Genomic DNA, 23476 nt, shown 5'->3' on the forward strand with positions numbered 1-23476 from the left:
ATGTCGGGCTTTTAATATAAAAGTTGTCATTCTGAATAATACCAGCATCGACCGGCACCACGGCTGTACGTATGTCATACGCCTGCTGGAAGGGGGACTGGTTTGTTATGGGTTTAAGGTGTTCAAAGCCAAGGGGCAGGCTCACGCCCGCCCCCCGTGGTTTCGTTCGACTACGCCTTGGCAAAGGCCAGCAGGTCCGCGTTGATCACTTCGGGATGCGTCGCGAAGGGGGCGTGCGACAGGCCCGGGTAGGTTTTCAGCGTGCCGTTTTGCAGCAGCTTGATCGCCTTGTACGCCGAATTCTCGATCGGGACGATTTGGTCATCCTCGCCGTGCATCAGCAGGACCGGGATGGTCAGTGCCTTCAGGTCTTCGGTGAAATCGGTTTCCGAGAAGGCCTTGATGCAATCGTAATGCGCTTTGGCGCTGCCCATCATGCCTTGGCGCCACCAGTTCTGGATCTGGCCCTGGCTGGCGGTCGCACCTTCACGGTTGAAGCCAAAGAAGGGGCCCGAAGGTATATCCAGAAAGAACTGCGCCCGGTTTGCGATCAGTGCGGAACGAAATCCGTCGAAGACCTCGAGCGGGATGCCGTCTGGGTTGTTCGCAGTCTGGGCCATCACCGGCGTCACCGAGCCGATCAAGACGGCCTTGGCGATGCGTCCGGCCTCGGCACGGGCTGCGTAGTGCGTGACCTCTCCGCCACCGGTGGAATGGCCGATGTGGATGGCGTTCTTCAGATCCAGAGCACGGGCCAACTCGACCACATCCTGTGCATAGGTGTCCATCTCGTTGCCGTGGTCGGTTTGATCTGACCGGCCATGACCGCGGCGGTCATGAGCAATGACGCGATAGCCCTGTTCCAGAAAATGCAGCATCTGGTTGTCCCAATCGTCACTCGAAAGAGGCCAGCCGTGGTGGAAGACGATCGGCTGCGCATCGCGCGGGCCCCAGTCTTTGTAAAAGATGTTTGTTCCGTCGGTTGTGGTGAATGTTGACATGATAATGTCTCCTTGTGTTTGTGCGTTGGTGCTGTTGCGTTGCAAGATGAGCAGGGCGGCTGCGGCGGCCGCAGAGGTGATCAGTGTCCGTCTTGTGATGGCTGTGTTCATTGCGGTGCCTTTCGTTTCGGTATGGACAAACTATGCGGAGTGGTGGGTGCAGGGAGGTGGCGCAAATGACAATGAACGAGGCAAAAGTGACAAATGTGACGCTGGTCGCAGATATTGGACTGCTGCTTTATCCGGGATGCCAACTCGCCGCGATCTACGGGCTGACGGATCTGTTCCGCATCGCGGGCGAATGGACAGGAGAAGTTGCGCGCGCGGTGCGGGTTTCGCACTGGCAGGCGGATGATGAAGGCGTCACTTGTGTCTGGGACAGCCATCCCGGTAGCCCGCACCAGTTGACGCATGTGATTGCACCGCCCAGCATCATCATGCCCGAACGCATGGCGCCCGCGCCTGCCGCAGCTGCCTGGATGCGTGACCAGCATTCAAAGGGGGCCACGCTGTGTTCGGTCTGTGCCGGAGCTTTTGTGCTGGCCGAAACAGGGTTGATCGACGGTCGAAGTGCAACAACGCACTGGGCCTTTGCCCGACAGCTTGCAGAACGGTTTCCCAAAATCCGGTTGGCTGACGAACATATGGTGGTGGACGACGGCGACATCATAACTGCGGGTGGCATACTCGCATGGGCCGATCTGGGGCTGACACTGGTGGATCGTCTGCTTGGCCCGGCCACGATGTTGGCAACGGCACGGTTCCTCTTGATCGAACCACCGCGGCAAAGCCAGCGGCCCTTTGCGCAGTTTGTTCCGCGGTTTGATCATGGCGATGACGCCGTGCGTGCCAGCCAGCACTATATTCATGCTCATGCCTCGACGATGCAGGGTGTGGCCGAACTGGCTGACAGGGCGGGGATGACGGGGCGCACATTCCTGCGACGGTTTCGTGCGGCGACGGGACTGACGCCGGTAGAATATCTGCAGCAGGTGCGGATCGCAAAAGCACGTGAGGCGCTGGAGCGTTCGCTGACGCCTGTAGAAACCATCGCATGGGACGTCGGATATTCCGACGCGGCGGCGTTTCGCAAACTTTTCCAGAAACTGACTGGTTTGCGTCCAGCAGCCTACCGCCAGCAATTCGGCATCGCAGGATGATGTGGGCTCCGCACTGCTGTTGCATTGCGAACCCTGCGTTGGCTTCAGCGCTCAGACGACTGGCGAGGTATCAGGTCGGGCATAGGGGACATCAATGTCATGCCTGTTTGGCCATCGATCGTGTGGTTCAATAGATCAACTGCCAGTTTGGCAAGGTCATCCAGATGCAGATCCACTGCGGTCAGGGGGGGATCAGCCAGCTTTGCACGCGTCCCGTCATATCGCGTGGCCAAACACAAGGTTCCCGGCACATCCCGGTGCAATGACTTGGCGGCTTTTGTCGCTCCGGATGCAAATGCGTCGACTGGGACATAGAGGGCGTCAAGGCCCGGATGATCTGCTAGCAAGGCGGCACAACATTGCTCGGCTTCGGCTTCACCTCCGGTCTCGTCCACGCGGACAAGGATTGGCGAGATGCAGTGGCTTTCGCAAAATGCGCTATAGGCTGCCTCGGTCTCCAGATAGGAATTGCGGCGTTGGGTCCCAGTTATTAGGGCGATCTGACTGGCACCGGCATCAAGCAGGTGGTTCAGGACCATAAGAGCCGTTGCGTGAGAATGCAGGTCGATAAAAGGAATGTCATCCCGTCCGGGCACGCGCCCGATTGAGACGAGTGGGATTCCGATGTTGAAAAACCGATCCACCATTGGGTCGCCAAGAAAAGGTTCGACCAGAATGGCACCATCCATCGCGATGGCATCAAGTTCGCTGTCGGCCTCCATTGGCGGGATCAGGCAAAGCGCCTGATTGCGTGTCAGCGAAGCCACCGCAGCAGTTGCGGCAATTTCCATGAAGAATCCAAGCCGCGATGGCCCTGCAGCAATCGAGAAGGGCATCGATGAAGCCAGTGCGATCATACCTGTCCGTCCGGTGCGAAGGGATTGCGCCGATCGGTTGGGGCGATAGCCCATTTCCCGCGCCAGTTCCCTGATCTTTTTGCACGTCTCGGGGTCAACGTGCCGCCGACCGCTAAAGGCATGGGAAACAGTTGTCTTCGAGACACCAGCCAGACGGGCCAGATCGCTTATTGTCGGTTTGCTCATTTCACCCCGATATCAAGAACAGTCTCTTTGTCCAAAGGTAAACGATTACGGGGTGCTTGCAAATCGATTTGCAAGAATCAGATTTTCTGCTACGCAGGGTGAGTGCAAACCGATTTGCATAGCCATGTTTCGTGTCATTGCCATGAAATCTGGTGACAACAGGGAGGAAAGAAATGACAACAATTGATGAAACCCGCGATCCAACCGATGAGGTTCTGCCGCTGCGCAGTCTGATCCTGTTTGGTCTGCAACATGTTCTGGTGATGGCGGCGTCGCCGATCACGGCCGTATTCCTGGTTGCCAAGGCGCTGAATTTTGATGACGCCGTGACCGTTTCGCTGATCAGTGCGACATTCCTGATCTGCGGCTTTGGCACGATCCTGCAAAGCTTTGGTCCCGCGGGTTTTGGTGCGCGGCTGCCTTTCATCATGGTGCCGGGTGGGGCGCCAATCGCGATATTTCTCGCGATTGCCATGCAAACTGACGTTCAGACTGCAGTCGGTGCTGTGATTATGACAGCGATCTTCTACTTCATCGCATTGCCGATGTTCAGGAGGCTCTTGGCCTACTTTCCACCAATCGTGGTTGGAACGATGTTGCTTCTGGTTTCGATCAATCTTGTGCGGATATACGGAGGCACGATCACCGGAAAACCCGGCTCCGATGGGTTTGCTGACCCAGTGAAGATCGGACTGGCTCTGGCCACCATTGTTTTGACAGTGCTCTTTGCCCGGTTCTTCAAAGGAACGCTACAACGCCTTGCAGTCATGTTGGGTCTTGTCGGCGGAACGCTGCTTGCAATGGCGCTGGGGCAGGTCAATTTGTCCGGCGTTTTGACCGGCCCTGCCATTGCCATCCCGCAGCTGTTTCCGTTCGGCATGCCCACATTCAACCTGCTTGCCGCCCTGCCGCTGATTGTCTTTTCCATTATTTCGATGGCCGAAGCGACGGGGCAGACCGTTGCAACAGCCGAGATTGTCGGCCGACGCGGCGATGCGCATGCCATTGTTCCCAAGACGATCCGCGGTGACGCGCTGACATCGCTGGTTGGCGGTCTGTTTGGCACATCTTTGATCATTACCTCAGGTGAAAATATCGGAATCGTGCGTGCTACTAACGTGAAATCACGTTATGTGACTGCCGCTGCGGGTGTCATTCTGGTGGTGATCGCCTTGATTGCACCAATCGGTCGCTTGGCCTCTGCCTTGCCGGGGCCGGTCGTCGGGGGCACTGCGGTCATCGTATTTGCCATCATTGGTGTCATCGGTATCGATCTGTTGCGCCGTGTCGATCTACGCGAGCATGGCAATATGTTCACCCTGGCCACGGCCCTGTCTTTGGGCCTGCTGCCCATCCTGGTGCCCGGTGTCTACAGCCAGTTTCCACAATGGTCCCAGATGATCCTTGGAAACGGTCTTGCGATAGGAACGATCACAGCCGTGATCATCAATGCCTTGTTCCACCACATCGGTGCAGAAACGCTGAGTGCGACGGAACAGGCCGTGGCGGAAGCGGAGACAGGCGTATGATGACCATGCGTGACCGTCTGGCTGCTCAAGGTGATCTGTTGTTGCTGCCGGCGCAGCTTTATCTCAACGGCGCGTGCCAAACCGGAAAAGGGGTACTTATCCGAAAGGGTAAGTACCACGATATCGACGATGCGGGGACACTTGTTGCCCGTCACCCTGATCTGTCGCCGATTAACCTCCCCGATCATCTGATGATGCCGGGTTTCATCGACACGCATACGCATCTGACGCAGTCCCTTGGAAAATCGCTGGTCTTCGGCGAACCGTCCGAGATTTTCCGTCGCATCTGGGTGCCGCTTGAATCCAGCCTGTCCGAACAGATGGTCTATATGTCTACAAAACTGTCCGCTTTGGAATGTTTGCGCGGGGGCTTCACAACAGCGGTGGATGCAGGCACCCGTTCGGATGGGTGCATCGACGCGCTGGCACAGGCCGCGCGGGAAACCGGGCTGCGCAGTGTGATCGGGTTAATCTGCAACGATCTGGGCGGTGCTGCGCAAATCCCTGATCGGGCGGAAATTCTGGATCGGGCGCAGCGCCATCTTGGCGGATGGCAAAACGAGCCCTTGATCCACCCGTCGTTGGCGATTTCCATACCCGAGGTCGGGAGCGACGAGATGCTGTACGACGTATCAGAAATGGCAAGTCAGGCTGGTGCCATTTTCCAGACCCATGTCAATGAACACCTCGTTGCTGTCGAACGGTCGCTTGTGGACAGGGGCATGCGCCCTCTGGAACATCTGGCGCACATCGGTGCGCTGGGGCCACATGTTCTGATTGCCCATTCGACATTGGTTACACCCACCGAACTGAACCTGTTGCGCGACAGCGGAACGGCGGTTGCCTACAATCCGGTCGCCAGCGTCTGGAAGGGAAATGCCATTGCACCGGCCCTGCAAATGGAGGCCTTGGGTATTCGTTTTGGTCTGGGGACCGACGGCACACGGGCGGATGGGTTTCGCCTGATGGATGCCGCCGAAAGCCTTCAGCGTGCAGGCTTTGGTTTGGCCTGTGGCGATTCATCCTGTGGTGGCGGCTGGCTCTGGCTTGAGGCCGCGACCAGCCGTGCCGCCGACAGTGCGGGGCTGTCAAAAGTCACAGGATCGGTGGAAACCGGCCTTGAGGCCGACTTTCTTCTGGTCGATCTGGAGCGGCCAGAATTCACGCCAACCTATGATTTGATCTGGGAACTGGTGCGCTACGGAAATCGCGATCAAATCGATGCGGTGTTCACGCAAGGTAAGCTTCGGCTGTGGCAGGGCTGGCCCGTGGATTGGGATGCCCGCGGGTTGTTGACAGAGATTCGTGAACATGCGGGCAAGGCGATTGAGAGGTCCGATATACAACGCATTCATCCGGTTGCGGCCGTGCACAAGAAGGCACGCAAATCGTGACCGTTGAATTGCTGCTCATTCTATCTTTGGTCGTGTTTGCCGCTGCGTTCGTTCAAGGTGCGATCGGGATTGGCTTTGCGCTGATTGTCGCGCCGATCATTGGCCTGATGCGCCCTGACCTGCTTCCTGTCACTCTGTTGATCCTGATGCTGCCGCTGAACAGCCTCGTTGGGTGGCGTGAACGGGTACATGTAGACTGGAACGGTGCAAAGTGGATCACTGTCGGGCGGTTTGCTGGAACTTTTGCAGGGCTTTGGCTCTTGGCGGCACTTTCTTCAGGTCAATTGGATCTGGCGGTTGGCTGGTTCACCATACTCGCGGCTGGTGCGGCGCTGTTTGCGCGCCCGTTCGATCCAAACCGGCCAACCGCGCTTGGGGTCGGGTTATTTACCGGTATCACCGAAACCTCGACAGGGATCGGGGGGCCACCATTGGCTCTGCTTTACCAACACGCGTCCGGCCCTGTTTTGCGTTCAACCGTGGCAGTGTGTTTCCTGGTGGGCGAGGTTCTTTCGTTGATTGTACTCGCAGCAGCGGGACGGATTGGCCACGAACAACTTCTGGCCGCTCTGTATCTGTGCCCCGCTGTACTTTTGGGAAGCGGTCTGTCGCGGTTGACACACAGTCGCATCAGTGGGCCCGGGCTTCGCTTGGCAGTGTTGATCTTTGCAATTGTCAGTGGTCTCTTTCTGATCCTCAGGTGAGGTTGCACAGCAACCGCGATAGAAGTACCTGAAACTGTCACATCAGAGAGACGCTTTCACAGGCAGATTTTTCTAACGCCAGACAGGGCCACGAATCTGCGGGTCGCCCTTGGAACCTCGCCTCTCGCCAAGGGCGTGAGGATCGCTGAAGCGAACAAGATTTGCTTTCCAAACCGACCATCTCTGGTTTGTTGCCAAATTTAATTTCCAACCTGCACAGCAGAGCATCCAAGCCACAAGGGTTGCCAAGCAAGCTTTGGCCACTCTCCGCAAGGCGGGCGGGATATTGTCATATGACCTTGAATATGCGCGCTACTGGTCCAACCGCGTCGCCGGTGCGAATGCCTCTCTTGGCCGCTACCGCAAGGCCATGCTAAGGCTGGCAAAACTGTCCTGCCAATAGGATGGACCGGCAGCAGGGAACGCACGCACATACAATCGACACCTCGAGGGCGGCCCGACGGTCGCCCCGTTTACGCAAGGCGCAGCCATGACCATCACCCATCTCGTTACCCATTCGGGCGGCTTTCACGCCGACGAACTCTTGTCCTCGGTCATCCTGACGCGGCTGTTCCCCGACGCACAACTTGTCCGCAGCCGCGACAAGGGCTGGATCACCCCTGCCGCAGACCGGATCATCTATGACGTCGGTGGCCGGTTCGATGCTGATGCGCAAATCTTTGACCACCACCAGCGCCCCAACCCCCTGCGCGATGACGGGCAGCCTTACAGCTCTTTCGGGCTGATCTGGGCGCATTATGGTCGCGACTATCTGTTGGCGATGGATGTCCCGCAACATGACGTCGCGGCGATCCATGCCTCTTTTGATCGCGGCTTTGTGCTGCCGGTCGATCTGCTGGACAACGGAGCGGTGAACGCTTCCGAGGCGGGCCCGTTTGCGGGGCTGACCTTGCCTGTGCTGCTCGAAACACTCAAGCCGGTGTTCGACGACCGCGCCGAGGCGGCCGATGATCGCGCCTTTATGGTCGCCCTTCCGGTGGCCCGCGCCTTTGTCGAGGCGCAGGTTCGACTCAAGGCTGCAAAATTCCGCGCCGAGGCGATGGTGCTGGCGGCGATCAAAGCCACCGGAGAAAGCCGTATTCTGGAGTTGCCGATGGGTATGCCGTTCCGCGCAGGCGTAGAAAGCGCGGGTGCCGACCATCTGCTGTTCGTCGTCCACCCGCGCGGCGACGACTGGGCGTTGACCACCATTCGCACCGGCGATGACACGTTCGACACCCGTGCCGATCTGCCCGCCGCTTGGGCCGGGCTGACCGATGCGGCGCTGGAACAAGCATCCGGCGTCAAAGGTGCAAAATTTTGTCACAATGGTCTGTTTATCGCGGTTGCAGACAGCCGCGACGCGATTTTGCAGATGGCCGAGCGTGCCGTGATTGCGGCAGAGTAATCCGCAAAAGCCCCAGACACCCAAGAGCCCGCACATGCACTATACCATCACAACAGCCACCGCCGATGACACCGATGTTGCCGCACTTCTGGTCCGGCACATGCAGATGATGCAGGCGGAATCGCCCCCCGAAAGCTGCCATGTGATGGACCCCGCAGCGCTCGTCGGCACGGGCGCGGTGCTGCTGGCCGCAAGGGCGGGTGACAGGGTTCTGGGCGTCGGCGCGCTTAAACCGCTGGACGCGCAGCACGGCGAGTTGAAATCGATGCACACAGCCGCCGAAGCCCGTGGAAAAGGCATCGCACAGGCGCTGGTGCGCGGTCTGATAGATATGGCCCGCACCAAGGGCTTGCACCGCCTCAGCCTTGAAACCGGTACGACCCGGCTTTTCGCTCCGGCCCGTGCGCTTTATGCGGCCCAAGGGTTCAAAGAGTGCCCGCCGTTTGGCGACTACCACCTTGATCCCCTAAGCGTTTTTATGACGCGGACGATCTAGCGCCTAGCTAGCAGGTGCGAACGTACCACAAGCAATCCGCGATCCGGCATCGCCCGAGGGTTGCGACGTATAGTCATCTGCCCCCGAATGCACGATGAACGCGGCACCGTCTTCGTCCATGATCATTGTTTCCAGATCCAGCAGGTCCAGAAACACATCTGCCTTCAGAATGCCATCTGCACCAACGGTCATATTGGGCATATCACCCGGATGCGGGCCGTTTTCGGACAGTACACCGTGGGTCTGGGTGCCCGAAATATGGCCACCTGCCAATGTGAAATCATCTGCCGAACAGTCGCCCGTTTCGTGCAGGTGTACGCCGTGTACGCCCTCGGGCACGCCGGTCAGGTCAATTTGCACCAGTGTCATCCCCGACGCCGTCCGGTTCAGCGTCACCGTGCCCGACACATCCGCTTCGGCCCCATTGACCTCTGCCGTGGCGGCAGGTGTCATGTGCCCTTCGGCAAATGCAGGCAGTGCCATTGGAAGGCACAGCGCGGACGCGAGCATTGTTTTGGTCAGTTTCATGATGGGTCTCCCTTTACCATATGGTGATCATATCACCCTAACCCGCACCGGTGTAGCATGGTTCCTCTTGATGCAGGCGATGGCTTGGCCCATAACCGCGCCCAAGCGGTCCCTTAGCTCAACCGGATAGAGCAGCTGACTTCTAATCAGCAGGTTGAGGGTTCGAGTCCTTCAGGGATCGCCATTATACCACCCTCTATGGGCGGCACGCTCAGGACGGGACTGTGTTTCTCAACTTGTTCCACGTCACGGCAGAGCTGACGTTCATGATCGCCGCTTGCGTGTTGTCTCCGCTGATGTTCAGCTTTGGTCCCATCGGCACCGCGCTAAAGCCCAGTCGCGTCATCCAGCGCTGGAAGATCGCAGGCACGATGCCGATCACGAATTTCGCGCCTTGGGCACTTGCCGAACTCGCCATCGCCTGCATCAGCTTCATCTGCACGATCATACGCCGCTCTGCCGTGACATCGGGGGTGATGAACAGCCGTGTTGCCTCGATCACATGCGGGGCAACGGGTGCCTCTTCATAAAGCACGGTTTCGGGGATGTCAGGCAACAGCCCGCGCTGCGCATCCCGCAGCATATAGCTGTAGCACCCGCAATAGGCCGTCGTTGGCAACAACCGCACACCGGCCAGCACGCGCCCGAATTCATGCACAATCACCGCAGAGCTTTGCGGCGTGTCATATTGGTCAAATTCCATACCGTCGGTATTGGGCAAATCCCATTTCTTGTGATCGATAAACACACGTTTACGGGCCCGCAGGAAATCAACATACAACTCGCCAAACCGGTGTTGGTTGGTCACGGAAACAGTGGTTTCGGTGATCCGGCCCGACTGCCCTTCGAAGGCATCGATATTGATATAATCCGAACGGGTTTTGTAGGAACCCGGCTTTTTCGCAGCGGTGTCCGGGCCTTGTGGTTGAAGGCCGGGGAGTTTCGAGGCATTCGATATCTTCTTGGCAAAAGTTCCCATCTTCTGGCGATACCCTTAAGATTGTGTTAACGATTCAACCACAACTAGTACGCTTGCAGCAAAGTTTCGCCATTTTGTTGACAATTTTTCACGTTAAAGTGGTTTTGTTGACTATTCTGCAACAATGATGGGCGCTGCCCACACAGCGTGAGATTAAAGTATGGAGATGCCAAAGTCAGTTGCTCCAGATTCCCGTGCACGGCTGAGAACCGCCGTGACATGGGCGGATCGCCATCGGCTCAGGGACTATGCCGAGGTCGGGCAGAAGCTGCTTTTCCAGCGCATCGTCATATATTCTTCGGCAATTCTGCTAACCGGAATCTACTATGACTGGGCCACAGCGGGCTGGTATTTTGCCGCGATCACCTTTTGCGAGACCTTCGATACACTCAGCTTTCGCAGCGTCATACGCCGCCGCTCCCTTTCGCCACGGGTTTTTCGCGCCCAGATGCTGCGGCTTTATGTCGGCACCATTCTAAGTGCCACGACCATATCAATGTTCTGTATTTCCATCGCGATTCTGCAGGGCACCGAAACGGGCCACTTCTTTCCGCTGTTCTTGCTGGTCTCGGCGTCGATCTTTGCTGCGATGAACAATCACCATTTCCACGTTGTCCTGGGAATGCGGTTGCTGATCTATGTGTCGGCCATCCTGTTCATCCCGATTCGCGACGTCTGGGTTGTCCGGCCACCGCTGTCGTCGGAAATCTGGATGAACCTGTTCACGGTGCTTTTTGTCCTTGGTTTCATCTTCGAACTCGCGCGAAGCTTTCTGGTCGGATATTCGGCCCATCTGGAAAGCCGCAGCGCGCTGGAGGCCGAGCACAAGCGCACCTTGGCCGCCTACGAGGCCAAGACGCGATTTTTGGCAACTGTCAGCCACGAATTGCGCACGCCTCTGACCTCGATCAAAGGTGCCTTGGATATGATCAACGCCGGTGTTCTGGGACAGGCGCCCGAAAAAATGCAGCGTCTGCTGGACATGGCAGGGCGCAACAGCGACCGTTTGGGCGATCTGGTGGGCGATCTGTTGTTCCTGCAATCCTCCGATGCGGGGCGCGTCGTTCTGAACAAAGAGCGTCTGGACCTTGGCGTTCTGGCGCAGGATGCGGTGGAACAAACGCTGCCCTATGCGCAGCGGCTGGGCGTCACGATCGAAGTCGAGGCCGCACCGGATTTGTTCTGGATCGACGGCGACAAAAAACGGATCGAACAGGTCATTCTGAACCTGCTTTCGAACGCCGCCAAGTTTTCGAAAAACGCAGGCAACGTTCATGTGTCGCTGGCCAAAACCGACACCCATGTGCAGCTTTTTGTCAGGGACGAAGGCATCGGTATTCCCCAAGGGGCCGAGGAAAAGATATTCGAAGAATTCTTCCAGATCGACTCTCAGGATGACCGCCAGTTCGAAGGGACAGGCCTTGGGCTCAGCATTTCCAAGCGCATCGTCGAAGCACACGGCGGCCACATCAGCTTTGACAGTGAAATCGGCGCTGGCACGACATTCTGTATGGCTATCAGAGCTGCCGCACCGCAAGACTAAGACAGCCTTGGCAAACCCTGCGACTTTTGCCATCAGTCGGGCAGGGTACCGGAAAGGCGTCTTATGTATCACCGCTATGCCATCTATGTCACCGCCACGCCTGACAGCGCATTGGCCCGTTTCGGCGCGCAGTGGCTGGGATGGGACAGCGCCACGGGACAGCGCGTGGCGCAGCCCGATGTGACGGGGCTGGACCTGCCTGCAATCACCGCTGCCCCGCACCCCTACGGTTTTCACGGCACGGTCAAGCCACCCTTCCGGCTGGCCCGGAACACCACGCCCGACGCGCTGCTGGCTGATCTGACGGCACTGTGCGCACGGTTGCCAGCGGTGACATTGCAGGGGCTGGAGCTGGCGCGGCTGGGCGGGTTTTTTGCGCTGGTGCCCGTCGGTGACAGCACCGTACTGGCCAGTATGGCGGCCGAGGTGGTGCAGACACTGGACAACCACCGCGCGCCCCCGACACCCGCTGAAATCGAAAAACGCCGCGCCGCCCGTCTGAACCCGCAGCAAGAGGCGCATTTGCAACGTTGGGGCTATCCTTACGTGATGGACCAGTTCCGCTATCACATGACCCTGACCGGACGGTTGGATGCCGACACCCGCCAGACTGCGCAGGCCGCTTTGGCCACCCGTCTTGCCGATGTTCCCCTTGCGCCCTTCACAATCGATGCGCTTACGCTTCTGGGACAGGACGACGCAGGCCGCTTCCACCAGATCGCCCGCTTGCCACTGGGCGCGGCACCCCGGGCGCGCTGAGTCACAAGACGGGTCGCAAAGACGGGTCTGGCGCGCGGTCACCAAGCACGACGGCAATCACAACATCACCCTGACCTGATCCGGTCCATCGTAGCAAACAAAAGCCCCGCGTATCACCCGATACGCAGGACTTTTTATCTGTCCGGCCGGTTGTCGTCAGGCCATTTCCGACGTGCCCTGCAATGCGCGCAGCGCTTCTGCGGCAATCTCGAACGACCGCACCCGTGCTGTGTGATCGTGGATCATGCCGGTGACCATCAATTCGTCCGGCTGGTGTGCCTCAATGATCCGCGCCAGTCCGGCGCGCACATTTTCGGGCGTCCCCTGCGCTGAACAGGACATCGCCTGCTGCACGCCCACCATCACCTGTGGCGGAATCTGTTCTTCGACGTTTTCCACCGGATAGGGCAGCTTGCCCGGACGCCCCGTGCGCAACCGCGCAAAGGCCAGCAATTGCGACGACCGCAAAAAGGCCGCCTCGGCATCGGTTTCTGCAGCGCACACACCTGCGGCCACAATCACATAGGGTTTGTCCAGCCACGCCGAAGGTTTGAAATCACGCCGGTAGATCGCCAGCGCATCCTCCAGCATCGCAGGCGCAAAATGCGAGGCAAAGGCATAAGGCAGCCCGAAATGCGCCGCCAGTTGCGCCCCGTACAGCGACGAGCCCAGAATCCAGACCGGCACCTTGGTGCCTTCGCCGGGAAAGGCGCGTACGGCGGCGGTGCCATCGCCATCGTCCATATAGTTGATCAGTTCGGCCACATCCTGCGGAAAACTGTCCTCGGGGGCCATGTACCGGCGCAGCGCGCGTGCCGTGGCCATATCGGTGCCGGGCGCGCGGCCCAGACCCAGATCAATCCGGTCAGGGTAAAGCGTCGCCAGCGTGCCGAATTGCTCGGCCACCATCAGTGGCGCGTGGTTGGGCAGCATGATGCCACCGGCCCCGACGCGAATGCGCGACGTGGCACCCGCAACATGGCCGATCACCACGGCGGTTGCAGCACTGGCAATCCCCGGCATGTTGTGGTGTTCGGCCAGCCAATAGCGGTGATAACCCGCAGCCTCGGCTGCCTGCGCCAGTTTGACGGTGTTGGACAGGGCATCGGCGGTGGTTGACCCTTCGGGCACCGGCGACAGATCAAGAAGCGAGAAGTGTTGCATATAGGTAAGACCTTTCGTTGCCTCTAATCTAGGGGCGATCACTGTCCAGTCCAACCACCTGACCGTTATCAATCTGCGGCAACAGAATGGACACTGTCGTGCCGGTGGTGTCCGATGCAATCTGCACCCCACCGTTGAATCTTTCCGCGATGGAATGCACAATCGCCAGCCCCAGCCCCGTGCCTTTGCCCGTCGGCTTGGTGGTAAAGAACGGCTCGATCACCCAGCGCTGTATCTCGGGCGAAATGCCGTGGCCTGTGTCGCGTACCTCGAAGCTGATATAATGCCCTGCAGGCAATTTGCGCTCGCCGGCCACGGGTTCGGAATGCGCCAGATTCAGCATGCGCGCCGAGATGTCCAGCGTGCCGCCATCGGGCATCGCATCGCGGGCATTGAATACCAGATTCAGAACCGCCGTCACAATCTGGTGTTTATCCGCCAGCACATACACCTCGTCCGGCAGGGGGTGCACGCGCATCGTGATCTTTTCCGACATATGCCCGCGCGCCAAAACCCCGACGTCAGCCAAGGGCGTGTTCGCATCCAGCTTGACCAGCCGCGTCGGCGTCTTGCGCGCAAAGATCAGCAGTTCATTCACGGTCGCCGCCGCCTGCGCGGTCGCTTGTTGCGCTGCCGCCAGACAGATGGCCCGCTCTTGCGGATCGTCCATGTCCTCCAGCAGTTCAAGATTGCCCGATATGATCGTCAGGTTGTTGTTGAAGTCATGCGCGATGCCTCCCGCCAACTGCCCGATCGCGGCCAGTTTGTGGGCCTGTGCCGCATCATTCTTGGCCGACTTTTCGGCCAGCGTCAGTTTGCGTGTTTGCCACATGGATTGCGCGAAATAACCAATCAGCGCCATCCAGCTGACCACCAGCCCAAGACGTCCCGAAACAGTGTCGAATTCCTGCACCAACTTGAACGCCACAACAGCCATCGTCAGCGCGATCACAAGGATTTCGCCAATGACCAGAAACTTTGAAACCTCGTTGCGCCGGATCAGATACATCAACCCACAGCCGAACAGACCCGCCCCGACAAGGCTGAGCACACGGCTTTCCTGACTGACCATCCACGCGGGCGCACACAGAAAGCTTTCAAGCACCACCAGAAACAGCAGCTGCGCGATGCGCAGCTCGCGCAAAGTGGCGGTTTCGGTGCGGCTGTTCAGAAACAGATAATAGGATAAATGCGCGCCGACAAAGACTGCGATCCACAGCAGTGCAACCGGCTGGTGCGCATATGCAGCCAGCAATGCACTGCCCAGTGCAATGCCCAGCAGCCGCACCAGCCATTCCGTCAGTTCGGAATATTCCAGCACGCGCAGGCGTGTGATTTCTGCATAAGGGTTCATTTGACAACAATGTAGGGGGGATACGGTAAAAGGTCACCGCATATTCTGCCGCCCCCTTGCGATGGCTGTTGCGCAGGGTCATTCGGTCCTGTGGACGTGCTGGCGGCGTCCATCAGGGCGAAAAGCGCTGCAAAATCAGGCATCATGCCCAATTTCCGGCCATTTTCGGGGGCACGGGTTGCACCCGCCTGTTCAGGCTTCATACTCGGGCCACATGACAAGAGCAGCCCACGCTCGATCCAACCCGATGCCCCATATCCTGCGTATGACACGCAGGCGCTGTGCCACGATCAAGAGCGTTCAGGTATGACCCGAAATTCACGATCCCTCAGCCGTAGGTTGCAAGAGCTGGTCCAGCAGATTTATCCTGATCTGGACTCCACGATCCTGTCCACCCTGATCATCGACGCCTTCTGGCCCGAGGACACCCGGCGCCGCAAAAGGGGCAGGGTGCGTGGCAACACGCTGTGGTCGCAGCATGATGCGCTGGTCATCACCTATGGTAACTCGATCGTTGATGGCGCGCACAAGCCGCTGGATTTGCTGAACGATTTCCTGCACCGCTACCTGCGCGGCGCGATCAACTGCGTGCATATCCTGCCGTTTTTTCCCTACACCTCGGATGACGGCTTTGCGGTGTCCGATTTCCGCGCGGTCAATCCGCAACTGGGCGACTGGGCCGACATCAACCGTATCGCGCGCGATTTCAAACTGATGTCCGATCTGGTGCTCAACCATGTCTCAAGTCAGGGTAAATGGTTCAACGCCTACCGGCAGCGGCAGGAACCCTATGACAAGTTCTTTTTCGAGGCCGATCCGAATGACGATCTCAGCATCGTCGTGCGTCCGCGCACCACGCCCCTGCTGCGCAAGGTCGAAACCTCTGACGGGCCGCGCCACGTCTGGTGTACCTTCAGCCACGACCAGATTGATCTGGATTTCCGCAACCCCGAGGTGCTGCTGGAGTTCCTGCGCATCATCCGTCTGCACGTCGACAACGGGGTCGAGATCATCCGCCTCGATGCGGTGGCGTTCCTGTGGAAGAAAATCGGCACGCCGTCGATCCACCTGCCGCAGACCCATGCGGTGGTAAAGCTGATGCGCCTGCTGTGCGATTTCGCCAACGAGAAAATCATCCTGCTGACCGAAACCAATGTGCCAAAGGCCGAAAACCTCAGCTATTTCGGGCAGGGCGACGAGGCGCACGCGATCTACAATTTTCCGCTGCCGCCGCTGATCCTGCACGCGATGATGTCCGGCTCGGCGCGGTATCTCCGCCGCTGGCAGCGCGGTATGCCACCCGCGCCGATGGGCTGCGCCTATCTGAATTTCACCGCCAGCCACGACGGCATCGGCATGCGCCCGGCCGAAGGGCTGCTGCCCGATGACGAGAAACAACAGGTCATCGACACCGTGCGCGACATCGGCGGGCTGGTGTCGATGCGCACTTTGCCCGATGGTAGTCAAAGCCCTTACGAATTGAACACCACCTTTTACGAGGCGACGGGCCGTACGTTCAAAGGCGCGGACCAATACCATTTCGAACGCTTCATCTGTTCGCAAACCATCGTCATGTCGCTTGAGGGCATCCCCGCCTTCTACATCCATTCACTGCTGGCCACGCCCAACGACCATGATCAGGTTGAACACCGCGGCATGAACCGCGCCATCAACCGTCACCACTGGGACTATCCGCAGTTGCGTGCCCTGCTGGACGACGCCGACAGCCTTCAGGCCCGCGTTCTGAAATCGTTGACCCGGCGTCTGAAACTTCGGGGCCGCCAGTCCGCATTCCACCCCAACGCCACCCAGTTCACCGTGAACATGGGCGATGACCGCATCTTTGGCGTCTGGCGGCAAAGCCTTGACCGTCACCAGTCGATCTTTGCCCTGCACAACATCAGCGATGAAACCGTGACCATTTCAACCGAGGCGCTGAACCTGATCGAGGACATGGCGTGGTACGACCTGCTGTCGGGCCAAGAGGTCGACGTGCTGGCCCCCGAGATCACATTGGACCCCTACCAATGCCTCTGGATCAGCAATCGGGTGTAGGGGTCGCGTCCCCCAATCGTGCCGATGGTCAGGGCAGACGCAAGCCATAGGCGAAAACGCGCCGCCCGCGCGCCATTGTCTCGAACCCCGCACGAACTACGTTCACACTCCAGTTGTCGACATCAACTTGATGTGTCCCGACACAGTACGATTATCGGATGGTGACCCGCTTGGCCGTTGGTTATGATCTTTTAAAGCAGCCTGCCAACTTGTGGTTTAGATAACGTGACGAAACACCCATTCAGAACAACTCTTGCGGCGTTCTTGGCCGTGTTTTCCGTCACCGCATCAGTGCCAGCGTCAGCCATCGAAATCGGCAGCTTCGATGTCGCCACCGACGACGAGGATATGCGCGAAACGCTGATGCAGGCCTCGCTGGTTGTCGCCGCCGCCGACAACGAACAGGCAACCCCGCGCGAGGTTCTGGCCGCCGCCACCGCCGATTATGCACGGCTGGTGCGTGCGCTCTATGCGATGGGTTATTACAGCGGTGTGGTGAATATCAAACTGGATGGCCGCGAGGCCTCGGCGATCCCTACGTTCCAAGTGCCTGCCAGCATCGGTCAGGCCACCGTCACCATCAACCCCGGCCCGCAGTTCGCGCTGGGCGTGGCGCAGATTGCACCGCTGGCCCCCGGTGACACACCGCCCGCAGATTTCCAGCCGGGCCAACCCGCCCGCAGCACGGTGTTACAAGAAACCGTGGACAGCGGCGTTTCCGGATGGCGCAACGCAGGCCACGCCAAAGTGGCCCTGTCACAACAAAACGTAACAGCAAACCACGCGCAAAACACCCTGTCCGTTCGTCTGGGTCTGGCACCCGGACCGCGCGTGACATTCGGCAAGCTGGTGCGCACCAGCGACAGTGACGTGCGCGCCGAACGGATCGCCCGCATCGCAGGCTTTCCCGAAGGCACCGTTTTCTCGCCTGCCGAACTTGAAACCATGGCCAAACGCCTGCGCCGCACAGGCGCATTTTCGTCTGTTTCCCTGACCGAAGCCGATGTTTTGCGCAACGGGGACACGCTGGATGTGGAACTGGCGCTGGTCGATGAAAAACCCCGCCGCTTCGGCTTTGGTGCCGAAATTTCCTCGTTCGAGGGGCTGACCCTGTCCAGCTTCTGGATGCACCGCAACCTGCTTGGCGGCGCCGAACGGTTGCGCATCGAAGGCGAGATGTCGGGCATCGGAGGCCAAACCGGCGGCATCGACTATAATCTGTCGGGCCGTCTGAACAGCCCCGCCTTTTTCGGCACCGACACCGACGGCTTTGTCTACGGCTCGATCTCGGACGAGGATGAAGAATTCTACAACCAGCAAGAGGCTCTTTTTGGCGCAGGCGCATCGCGCATCTTCTCCGATCACCTACAGGCCGAAGCGGCGCTGGAACTGCGCTATGTCAAAGCCACCGACGATTTTTATGGCGAACGCACGTTCTTTTTCCTGAACGCGCCGGTTTCGGCTACGCTGGACCACCGCGACGACGTGCTGAACCCGACCACAGGTTACTACCTCAAGGCCGAGGCGATGCCTTTCGTGCGACTGGACGATTCCGATCTTGGACTGCGCTTCTATGCCGACGGGCGTATTTTTCGCTCGGTCGGTGAGGCAGATAATGTGGTCTTTGCAGGCCGCGTGCAAATCGGCTCTACCGTGGGCGCCGATCTGGCCAACCTGCCGCCGGACTTCCTGTTTTACTCGGGCGGGGGCGGTACCGTGCGCGGGCAACCCTACCAGTCGCTTGGCGTCGATCTGGGCGGCGGCACCCTGTCGGGCGGCAAATCCTTTGTCGGCCTGTCGGGTGAAGTGCGCGCGTCAATCACCGACACCATCGGTCTGGTGGGCTTTGCCGACGCGGGCTTTGTCTCGGCGGACTCGCTGTTTGCCGATGATGGCGACTGGCACGCGGGCGCGGGCGTCGGCCTGCGCTACAACACGGGCATCGGCCCGATCCGGCTGGACGTGGCTGCCCCCGTGGGTGGCGACACCGGCGACGGGGTGCAGTTTTACGTCGGCATAGGACAATCGTTTTGAAACAGTTTCTGATCGTCCTCACCGCTCTTGCCCTGTTCTGGCTGCCCGGCGGCGTCGCTGCGCAGACAAATGACGACCGCGGCTATCTTCAGGCCTTTCTCGAAGACAGCCTGTCCGGCGCGGGCCGTCAGGTGCGCATCATAGGCTTCCAAGGCGCGCTCAGTTCGCGCGCCACGATCGAGGAATTGACCATCGCCGACGACGAAGGCGTCTGGCTGACCCTGCGCGATGTCGCGCTGGACTGGAGCCGTGCGGCCCTGCTGACCGGCCGGCTTGAAGTCGTCGAACTGTCGGTGGCCGAAGTCATCCTGCCGCGCAAACCGATCACCCCCGACACAATCGACGTGCCCGCCCCCGAGGCTTCGGGCAGCTTTTCCATCCCCGATCTGCCGGTCTCGGTGAACATTGAACGGATCAGCGCCGCGCGCGTCGAAATCGGCGCACCGGTCTTTGGCGAGGCGGCTGTGATCTCGCTGAACGGCTCCGCCCAACTGGCCGGCGGCGAAGGCACCGCCAGCGTCGAGGTCAACCGCATCGACGGAACCGAGGGCAACGTGACCCTTGCAGCAACTTACGCCAACGCCACCGATGTGCTTGATCTGGAACTGACCGTGTCCGAGGACAGCGGCGGTATTCTCTCGACCCTGATGTCGCTGCCCGACACCCCTTCCATCGACCTGACCATCGCAGGCTCCGGCCCGCTGGATGATTTCGCCGCCGACATCACCTTGGCCACCGACGACACCCAGCGTCTTGACGGGTCGGTCACACTCAAGGGCACCCCGTCCGAGACAGGCGCCGCCCCCGCGATCGACCGCAGCTTTGCGCTGGACCTTGGCGGCGACATCGCCCCCGTGTTTGCCCCGCGCTACGGTGCATTCTTTGGCGACAACATCTCGCTCACATCCTCGGGCACGCTGTTTGCCGATGGCCGCCTGACGCTGGACACGCTGGATCTGGACACCCGGTCGTTGACCCTGACCGGCAACGTGGCACTGGACGCGGGCGGCTGGCCCTCGGTCATCGCACTGGACGGACGTATCGCCGACGCCGAAGGCACGCCGGTTCTGCTGCCCTTGCCCGGCGAACAGACGCAGATCGACACGGCCTTGCTGGAAGTCCGCTTTGACGCTGCATCGGGCGACGGGTGGAACGCGACAATCGCGGTCGCGGGTCTGGACCAGCCAACCCTGAAACTCGACAGCCTCAGCCTGAAGGCCGACGGCACACTGACCAAGGGCGGCGGCACAGACGTCGGCGGCGCACAGGGCGTGCTGACCTATGCCATCGCAGGGATCGAACTGACCGACACCGCCTTGGCCGAGGCCGTGGGCCCGCGTATCGATGGCGGCCTGACCTTTGCGTGGACCGAAGACGCTCCGCTGAACCTGACCGACATCGACTTGACCGGCGCCGATTATGGCCTGACCGGACAGGCCCGGTTGCAAGGTATCACCGACAATCTGAACCTGTCTGTGGCGGGCGACATGACCCTGACCGCCGACGATCTGGCCCGCTTTTCGCAGATTTCGGGCCAAGAGTTGCAAGGCGCGACTAAATTCGACGCTGAATTCACCTTTGCCCCGATTTCTGGCGCGTTCGACGTGGCGCTGACCGGCACCGGCACCAATCTGGCCGTGGGCATTCCGCAGGTCGATGCCCTGATCGAAGGGCAAAGCCGTGTGAACCTGTCCGCACAGCGCGACGAAACCGGCACCCGCATCGAGAATTTCGAGATCGCCACCGACCACGTCGCTGCCACTGTCAGCGGCGCGCTGGCCTCGGACAGCAGCGACCTGCGTATCGCGGCGCAGATCACCGAAACCTCCCGCATCGCACGAGGCCTTAACGGTGCCTCGACCCTGAACGGCACCCTGCGCCAGTCCGGCCCCGACTGGAATGTGGACATGCGCGCCACCGGTCCGGGCAGCGCAGATGTGAACATCAAAAGCGTCATCGCGCTGGTCGAGGGCGCATTGGTGCGCATCACCGCAGATGTAGAAGGATCGGTACAATCGCTGGCCCCCTATTCCACACTCGCGGGCCGGTCGCTGTCCGGTGCCGCCAACGTGACGGGGCAGGGCTGGTTTGATCCGCGCGACAACACTTTTGATCTCGATGTCGACCTCACCGGCCAGAACCTTGGCGCGGGCATTCCGCAGCTTGACGGTCTGTTGCGTGGCCCCAGCACGCTGAACGTGGTCGCCCAGCGCAACCAGACCGTCACCACCATCGAAACCTTCAAACTGGCCACCGATCACATCACCGCCACCGTCAACGGCACGCTTGGCACGCAAGAGGGCGCCTTGCGTGTCGACACCCGCATCGCCGATACCGCCGTGGTGGCGCCGGGGTTGTCGGGCGCGGCGACGCTGAACGGCACCCTGCGCCAGACCGGCAACGACTGGGCCGTGGACATGCGCGCCACCGGACCGGGGCGCGCCGATGTGCGCGTCGATGGTGTGGTGCCCATCGTGGACGGCGCACCGGCGCGGATCACCGCAAACATACAAGGCTCGGCACAGGCGCTCTCGCCCTATTCGACACTGGCAGGGCGACAGCTTTCGGGGGCCGCCAATGTCACGGCCCAAGGCTGGTACGACCCCCGCGACGGTACATTTGACGTGTCCACCGACCTTGGCAGCCAGAACCTTGGCGTGGGCATCCCGCAGCTAGACCAGTTGCTGCGCGGTGCCAGCACGCTGGATCTGGCCGCCCACAAGACCGCAGGCCAGCCGCTGATCGTGGACAGGCTGAACCTGCAAACTCCGCAAGTACAGGCCTCTGTCACCGCAACCACCCCCGAAACGGGCGCCACCCTGCAATTCGACGCCAGCTTGCGTGACATCGGCCTGTTTGCCGAAGGGATCAATGGCCCCGCCACCGCCAAGGGCACCGCCGAACAGGTGGGCAACACATGGCGCGTCAACATCGACGCCACCGGCCCCGCAGGCACCGTGGCCACCGTCCGCGGTCAGGTTGCCGCCGACGGCAGCAGCGCCAACATCGACGTGACGGGGGCCGCGCCCATCGCGCTTGCCAACACCTTTATTGCGCCCAATATTGCCGCCGGTCAGGCACGCTTTGACCTGTCGCTGAATGGCCCGCTGGCGCTGTCTTCCGTGTCGGGCCAGATCAACACCGACGCCGCGCGTCTGGTGCTGCCCGAACAGAGCATCACCTTGGCACCCATCGTAACATCGGTCAGCCTGTCAGGGGGCCGCGCCACGCTGGATGTCACCGCGACTGTCTCGTCGGGGGGCACCGTCCGCGTCACCGGCCCCGTGGCTCTGGACGCGCCCAATACCGCCGATCTGGCCATCACCGCCTCTGCCGTGCGCATCACCGACCCCAATCTCTACGACACCACCATTAATGGCACCGCCTCGGTTCGGGGGCCGCTTTCGGGTGGCGCTGCGATCAGGGCCGACCTGACCCTTGGCACAACCGAAATTCGTGTGCCCGAAGGCGGTGCAGCGTCCGCGCCGGTCCTCGAAGGGTTGAACCACGTTGCCGAACCCGCAGCCGTCCGCGCAACCCGCGAACGCGCAGGGCTGATCACAACCCAAGACAGCGCAGCGGGCAGTGGCGGCGGCGGCATCGCCTTTCCCATCGACATCACCCTGCGCGCACCCTCGCGGATCTTCGTGCGCGGTCGCGGTCTTGATGCTGAACTGGGCGGGCAATTGCGCCTGACCGGCACCACCGCCAATGTGGTGCCAATGGGCCGCTTCGACCTGATCCGTGGTCGTTTTGACATCCTGACCAAACGCTTGGAGCTTGTCGAAGGTGCGGCGCGGCTTCAGGGCGGCTTTGATCCCTATATCCGCTTTGTCGCGGAAACCACCACCAGCGACGCCACCATCCGCATCATCGTCGAAGGTCTCGCCTCCGAGCCCGAGATTTCCTTTACCTCGACCCCGAGCAAGCCCGATGACGAAATTCTGGCGCAACTGCTGTTCGGGCGCGGTCTGGCGCAAATCTCGCCGCTGCAAGCGGTGCAACTGGCCGCAGCCGTGCGCACGCTCAGCGGCAAGGGCGGCGGCGGCTTGCTGAACAGCATCCGCGAACGCTTTGGTCTGGATGATCTGGACATTGTCACCGACGAAAACGGCCAATCCAGTGCGCGTGTGGGCAAATACATAACCGACAACATCTATACCGATGTCACAGTCGGGGCCGAAGGCGACGCCGAAGTGAACCTGAACCTCACGATCAGCCCGTCACTGACCGCCCGTGGCAGCGTCAAATCGGATGGCGAAACAGGTCTGGGTGTGTTTTTCGAAAAAGACTACTGATCCGGCATCAGACCCAAGGGACAATGA

17 protein-coding genes and 1 tRNA gene are annotated in these 23476 nt (G+C 60.2%); 12 read left to right on the plus strand and 6 right to left on the minus strand.

The features are described from left to right. Nucleotides 1–170 precede the first annotated feature (170 nt). Nucleotides 171–1001, minus strand: coding sequence for an alpha/beta fold hydrolase (locus SULPSESMR1_RS00995; protein ID WP_089422066.1), 831 nt, complete (start codon nt 999–1001; stop codon nt 171–173). Between the two features lie 176 nt (nt 1002–1177). On the opposite strand from SULPSESMR1_RS00995, the gene SULPSESMR1_RS01000 reads away from it, so the two are divergent. Further along, nucleotides 1178–2161: a GlxA family transcriptional regulator gene (locus SULPSESMR1_RS01000; protein ID WP_089422067.1), complete on the plus strand. Its 984-nt coding sequence runs from the start codon at nt 1178–1180 to the stop codon at nt 2159–2161. 44 nt (nt 2162–2205) lie between these two features. Here SULPSESMR1_RS01000 and SULPSESMR1_RS01005 read toward each other — a convergent pair whose 3' ends face one another. Next, the gene (locus tag SULPSESMR1_RS01005; protein ID WP_089419147.1) at nt 2206–3204 is read right to left on the minus strand and encodes a LacI family DNA-binding transcriptional regulator; all 999 of its coding nucleotides are present in this window, start codon (nt 3202–3204) and stop codon (nt 2206–2208) included. Between the two features lie 173 nt (nt 3205–3377). Here SULPSESMR1_RS01005 and SULPSESMR1_RS01010 point away from each other — a divergent pair, with 173 nt between their 5' ends. The 5 genes from SULPSESMR1_RS01010 (at nt 3378) to SULPSESMR1_RS01030 (ending at nt 8735) form a co-directional block, all read left to right on the plus strand. Next, nucleotides 3378–4733, plus strand: coding sequence for a uracil-xanthine permease family protein (locus SULPSESMR1_RS01010; RefSeq protein ID WP_089419148.1), 1356 nt, complete (start codon nt 3378–3380; stop codon nt 4731–4733). Continuing rightward, on the plus strand, nt 4730–6127 hold the full coding sequence (locus SULPSESMR1_RS01015) for an amidohydrolase family protein (protein ID WP_089419149.1): 1398 nt from the start codon (nt 4730–4732) through the stop codon (nt 6125–6127). Before SULPSESMR1_RS01010 ends, SULPSESMR1_RS01015 begins: the two co-directional genes overlap by 4 nt. Next, nucleotides 6124–6831, plus strand: coding sequence for a sulfite exporter TauE/SafE family protein (locus SULPSESMR1_RS01020; RefSeq protein ID WP_089419150.1), 708 nt, complete (start codon nt 6124–6126; stop codon nt 6829–6831). Before SULPSESMR1_RS01015 ends, SULPSESMR1_RS01020 begins: the two co-directional genes overlap by 4 nt. Before the next feature lie 490 nt (nt 6832–7321). Then, the gene (locus SULPSESMR1_RS01025) at nt 7322–8239 is read left to right on the plus strand and encodes an MYG1 family protein (protein WP_089419151.1); all 918 of its coding nucleotides are present in this window, start codon (nt 7322–7324) and stop codon (nt 8237–8239) included. 34 nt (nt 8240–8273) lie between these two features. Further along, nucleotides 8274–8735 (plus strand): GNAT family N-acetyltransferase, encoded by a 462-nt coding sequence (locus SULPSESMR1_RS01030; RefSeq protein ID WP_089419152.1) that lies wholly within the window; start codon nt 8274–8276, stop codon nt 8733–8735. 3 nt (nt 8736–8738) lie between these two features. Here SULPSESMR1_RS01030 and SULPSESMR1_RS01035 read toward each other — a convergent pair whose 3' ends face one another. Further along, nucleotides 8739–9263, minus strand: coding sequence for a superoxide dismutase family protein (locus tag SULPSESMR1_RS01035; RefSeq protein ID WP_089419153.1), 525 nt, complete (start codon nt 9261–9263; stop codon nt 8739–8741). Between the two features lie 107 nt (nt 9264–9370). Here SULPSESMR1_RS01035 and SULPSESMR1_RS01040 point away from each other — a divergent pair. After that, nucleotides 9371–9447 (plus strand) — tRNA-Arg (locus tag SULPSESMR1_RS01040). A gap of 27 nt (nt 9448–9474) precedes the next feature. Here SULPSESMR1_RS01040 and SULPSESMR1_RS01045 read toward each other — a convergent pair. Continuing rightward, complete coding sequence (locus SULPSESMR1_RS01045; protein WP_089419154.1) at nt 9475–10242, minus strand: acyl-homoserine-lactone synthase; 768 nt, start codon at nt 10240–10242, stop codon at nt 9475–9477. Between the two features lie 214 nt (nt 10243–10456). On the opposite strand from SULPSESMR1_RS01045, the gene SULPSESMR1_RS01050 reads away from it, so the two are divergent. Both SULPSESMR1_RS01050 and SULPSESMR1_RS01055 read left to right on the plus strand, forming a co-directional pair. Then, entirely contained in the window at nt 10457–11785 is a 1329-nt protein-coding gene (locus SULPSESMR1_RS01050) for a sensor histidine kinase (protein WP_240311457.1), read from the plus strand. A 63-nt stretch (nt 11786–11848) separates the two neighbouring features. Beyond that, nucleotides 11849–12544 (plus strand): DUF1045 domain-containing protein, encoded by a 696-nt coding sequence (locus SULPSESMR1_RS01055; protein ID WP_089419155.1) that lies wholly within the window; start codon nt 11849–11851, stop codon nt 12542–12544. Nucleotides 12545–12700: 156 nt separating this feature from the next. On the opposite strand, the gene SULPSESMR1_RS01060 is transcribed toward SULPSESMR1_RS01055, so the two are convergent. Together SULPSESMR1_RS01060 and SULPSESMR1_RS01065 are read right to left on the minus strand one after the other, a co-directional pair. Continuing rightward, on the minus strand, nt 12701–13708 hold the full coding sequence (locus SULPSESMR1_RS01060) for an LLM class flavin-dependent oxidoreductase (RefSeq protein WP_089419156.1): 1008 nt from the start codon (nt 13706–13708) through the stop codon (nt 12701–12703). Between the two features lie 28 nt (nt 13709–13736). Then, entirely contained in the window at nt 13737–15062 is a 1326-nt protein-coding gene (locus SULPSESMR1_RS01065) for a sensor histidine kinase (RefSeq protein WP_089419157.1), read from the minus strand. A 306-nt stretch (nt 15063–15368) separates the two neighbouring features. On the opposite strand from SULPSESMR1_RS01065, the gene SULPSESMR1_RS01075 reads away from it, so the two are divergent. The 3 genes from SULPSESMR1_RS01075 to SULPSESMR1_RS01085 all read left to right on the plus strand — a co-directional run bounded on the left by SULPSESMR1_RS01075 (nt 15369) and on the right by SULPSESMR1_RS01085 (nt 23449). Beyond that, the gene (locus SULPSESMR1_RS01075) at nt 15369–17117 is read left to right on the plus strand and encodes a sugar phosphorylase (RefSeq protein ID WP_089419159.1); all 1749 of its coding nucleotides are present in this window, start codon (nt 15369–15371) and stop codon (nt 17115–17117) included. A gap of 270 nt (nt 17118–17387) precedes the next feature. Then, nucleotides 17388–19151: an autotransporter assembly complex protein TamA gene (locus SULPSESMR1_RS01080; protein WP_250161475.1), complete on the plus strand. Its 1764-nt coding sequence runs from the start codon at nt 17388–17390 to the stop codon at nt 19149–19151. Then, entirely contained in the window at nt 19148–23449 is a 4302-nt protein-coding gene (locus SULPSESMR1_RS01085) for a translocation/assembly module TamB domain-containing protein (RefSeq protein WP_089419160.1), read from the plus strand. The genes SULPSESMR1_RS01080 and SULPSESMR1_RS01085 overlap by 4 nt, the downstream gene beginning before the upstream one ends. The last annotated feature ends 27 nt before the right edge of the window (nt 23450–23476 follow it).

This window comes from Pseudosulfitobacter pseudonitzschiae (assembly GCF_002222635.1).
In the GTDB taxonomy this organism is placed as follows: Bacteria; Pseudomonadota; Alphaproteobacteria; order Rhodobacterales; family Rhodobacteraceae; genus Pseudosulfitobacter; species Pseudosulfitobacter pseudonitzschiae_A.

Excerpts from the sequence above, each read along its gene's own strand:
- SULPSESMR1_RS01065 (WP_089419157.1), bottom strand. The coding sequence starts at position 15,062 with ATGAACCCTTATGCAGAAATCACACGCCTGCGCGTGCTGGAATATTCC.
- SULPSESMR1_RS01060 (WP_089419156.1), bottom strand. The coding sequence starts at position 13,708 with ATGCAACACTTCTCGCTTCTTGATCTGTCGCCGGTGCCCGAAGGGTCA.
- SULPSESMR1_RS01025 (WP_089419151.1), top strand. The coding sequence starts at position 7,322 with ATGACCATCACCCATCTCGTTACCCATTCGGGCGGCTTTCACGCCGAC.
- SULPSESMR1_RS01055 (WP_089419155.1), top strand. The coding sequence starts at position 11,849 with ATGTATCACCGCTATGCCATCTATGTCACCGCCACGCCTGACAGCGCA.
- SULPSESMR1_RS00995 (WP_089422066.1), bottom strand. The coding sequence starts at position 1,001 with ATGTCAACATTCACCACAACCGACGGAACAAACATCTTTTACAAAGAC.
- SULPSESMR1_RS01000 (WP_089422067.1), top strand. The coding sequence starts at position 1,178 with ATGACAATGAACGAGGCAAAAGTGACAAATGTGACGCTGGTCGCAGAT.
- SULPSESMR1_RS01005 (WP_089419147.1), bottom strand. The coding sequence starts at position 3,204 with ATGAGCAAACCGACAATAAGCGATCTGGCCCGTCTGGCTGGTGTCTCG.
- SULPSESMR1_RS01015 (WP_089419149.1), top strand. The coding sequence starts at position 4,730 with ATGATGACCATGCGTGACCGTCTGGCTGCTCAAGGTGATCTGTTGTTG.
- SULPSESMR1_RS01030 (WP_089419152.1), top strand. The coding sequence starts at position 8,274 with ATGCACTATACCATCACAACAGCCACCGCCGATGACACCGATGTTGCC.
- SULPSESMR1_RS01035 (WP_089419153.1), bottom strand. The coding sequence starts at position 9,263 with ATGAAACTGACCAAAACAATGCTCGCGTCCGCGCTGTGCCTTCCAATG.
- SULPSESMR1_RS01075 (WP_089419159.1), top strand. The coding sequence starts at position 15,369 with ATGACCCGAAATTCACGATCCCTCAGCCGTAGGTTGCAAGAGCTGGTC.
- SULPSESMR1_RS01045 (WP_089419154.1), bottom strand. The coding sequence starts at position 10,242 with ATGGGAACTTTTGCCAAGAAGATATCGAATGCCTCGAAACTCCCCGGC.
- SULPSESMR1_RS01010 (WP_089419148.1), top strand. The coding sequence starts at position 3,378 with ATGACAACAATTGATGAAACCCGCGATCCAACCGATGAGGTTCTGCCG.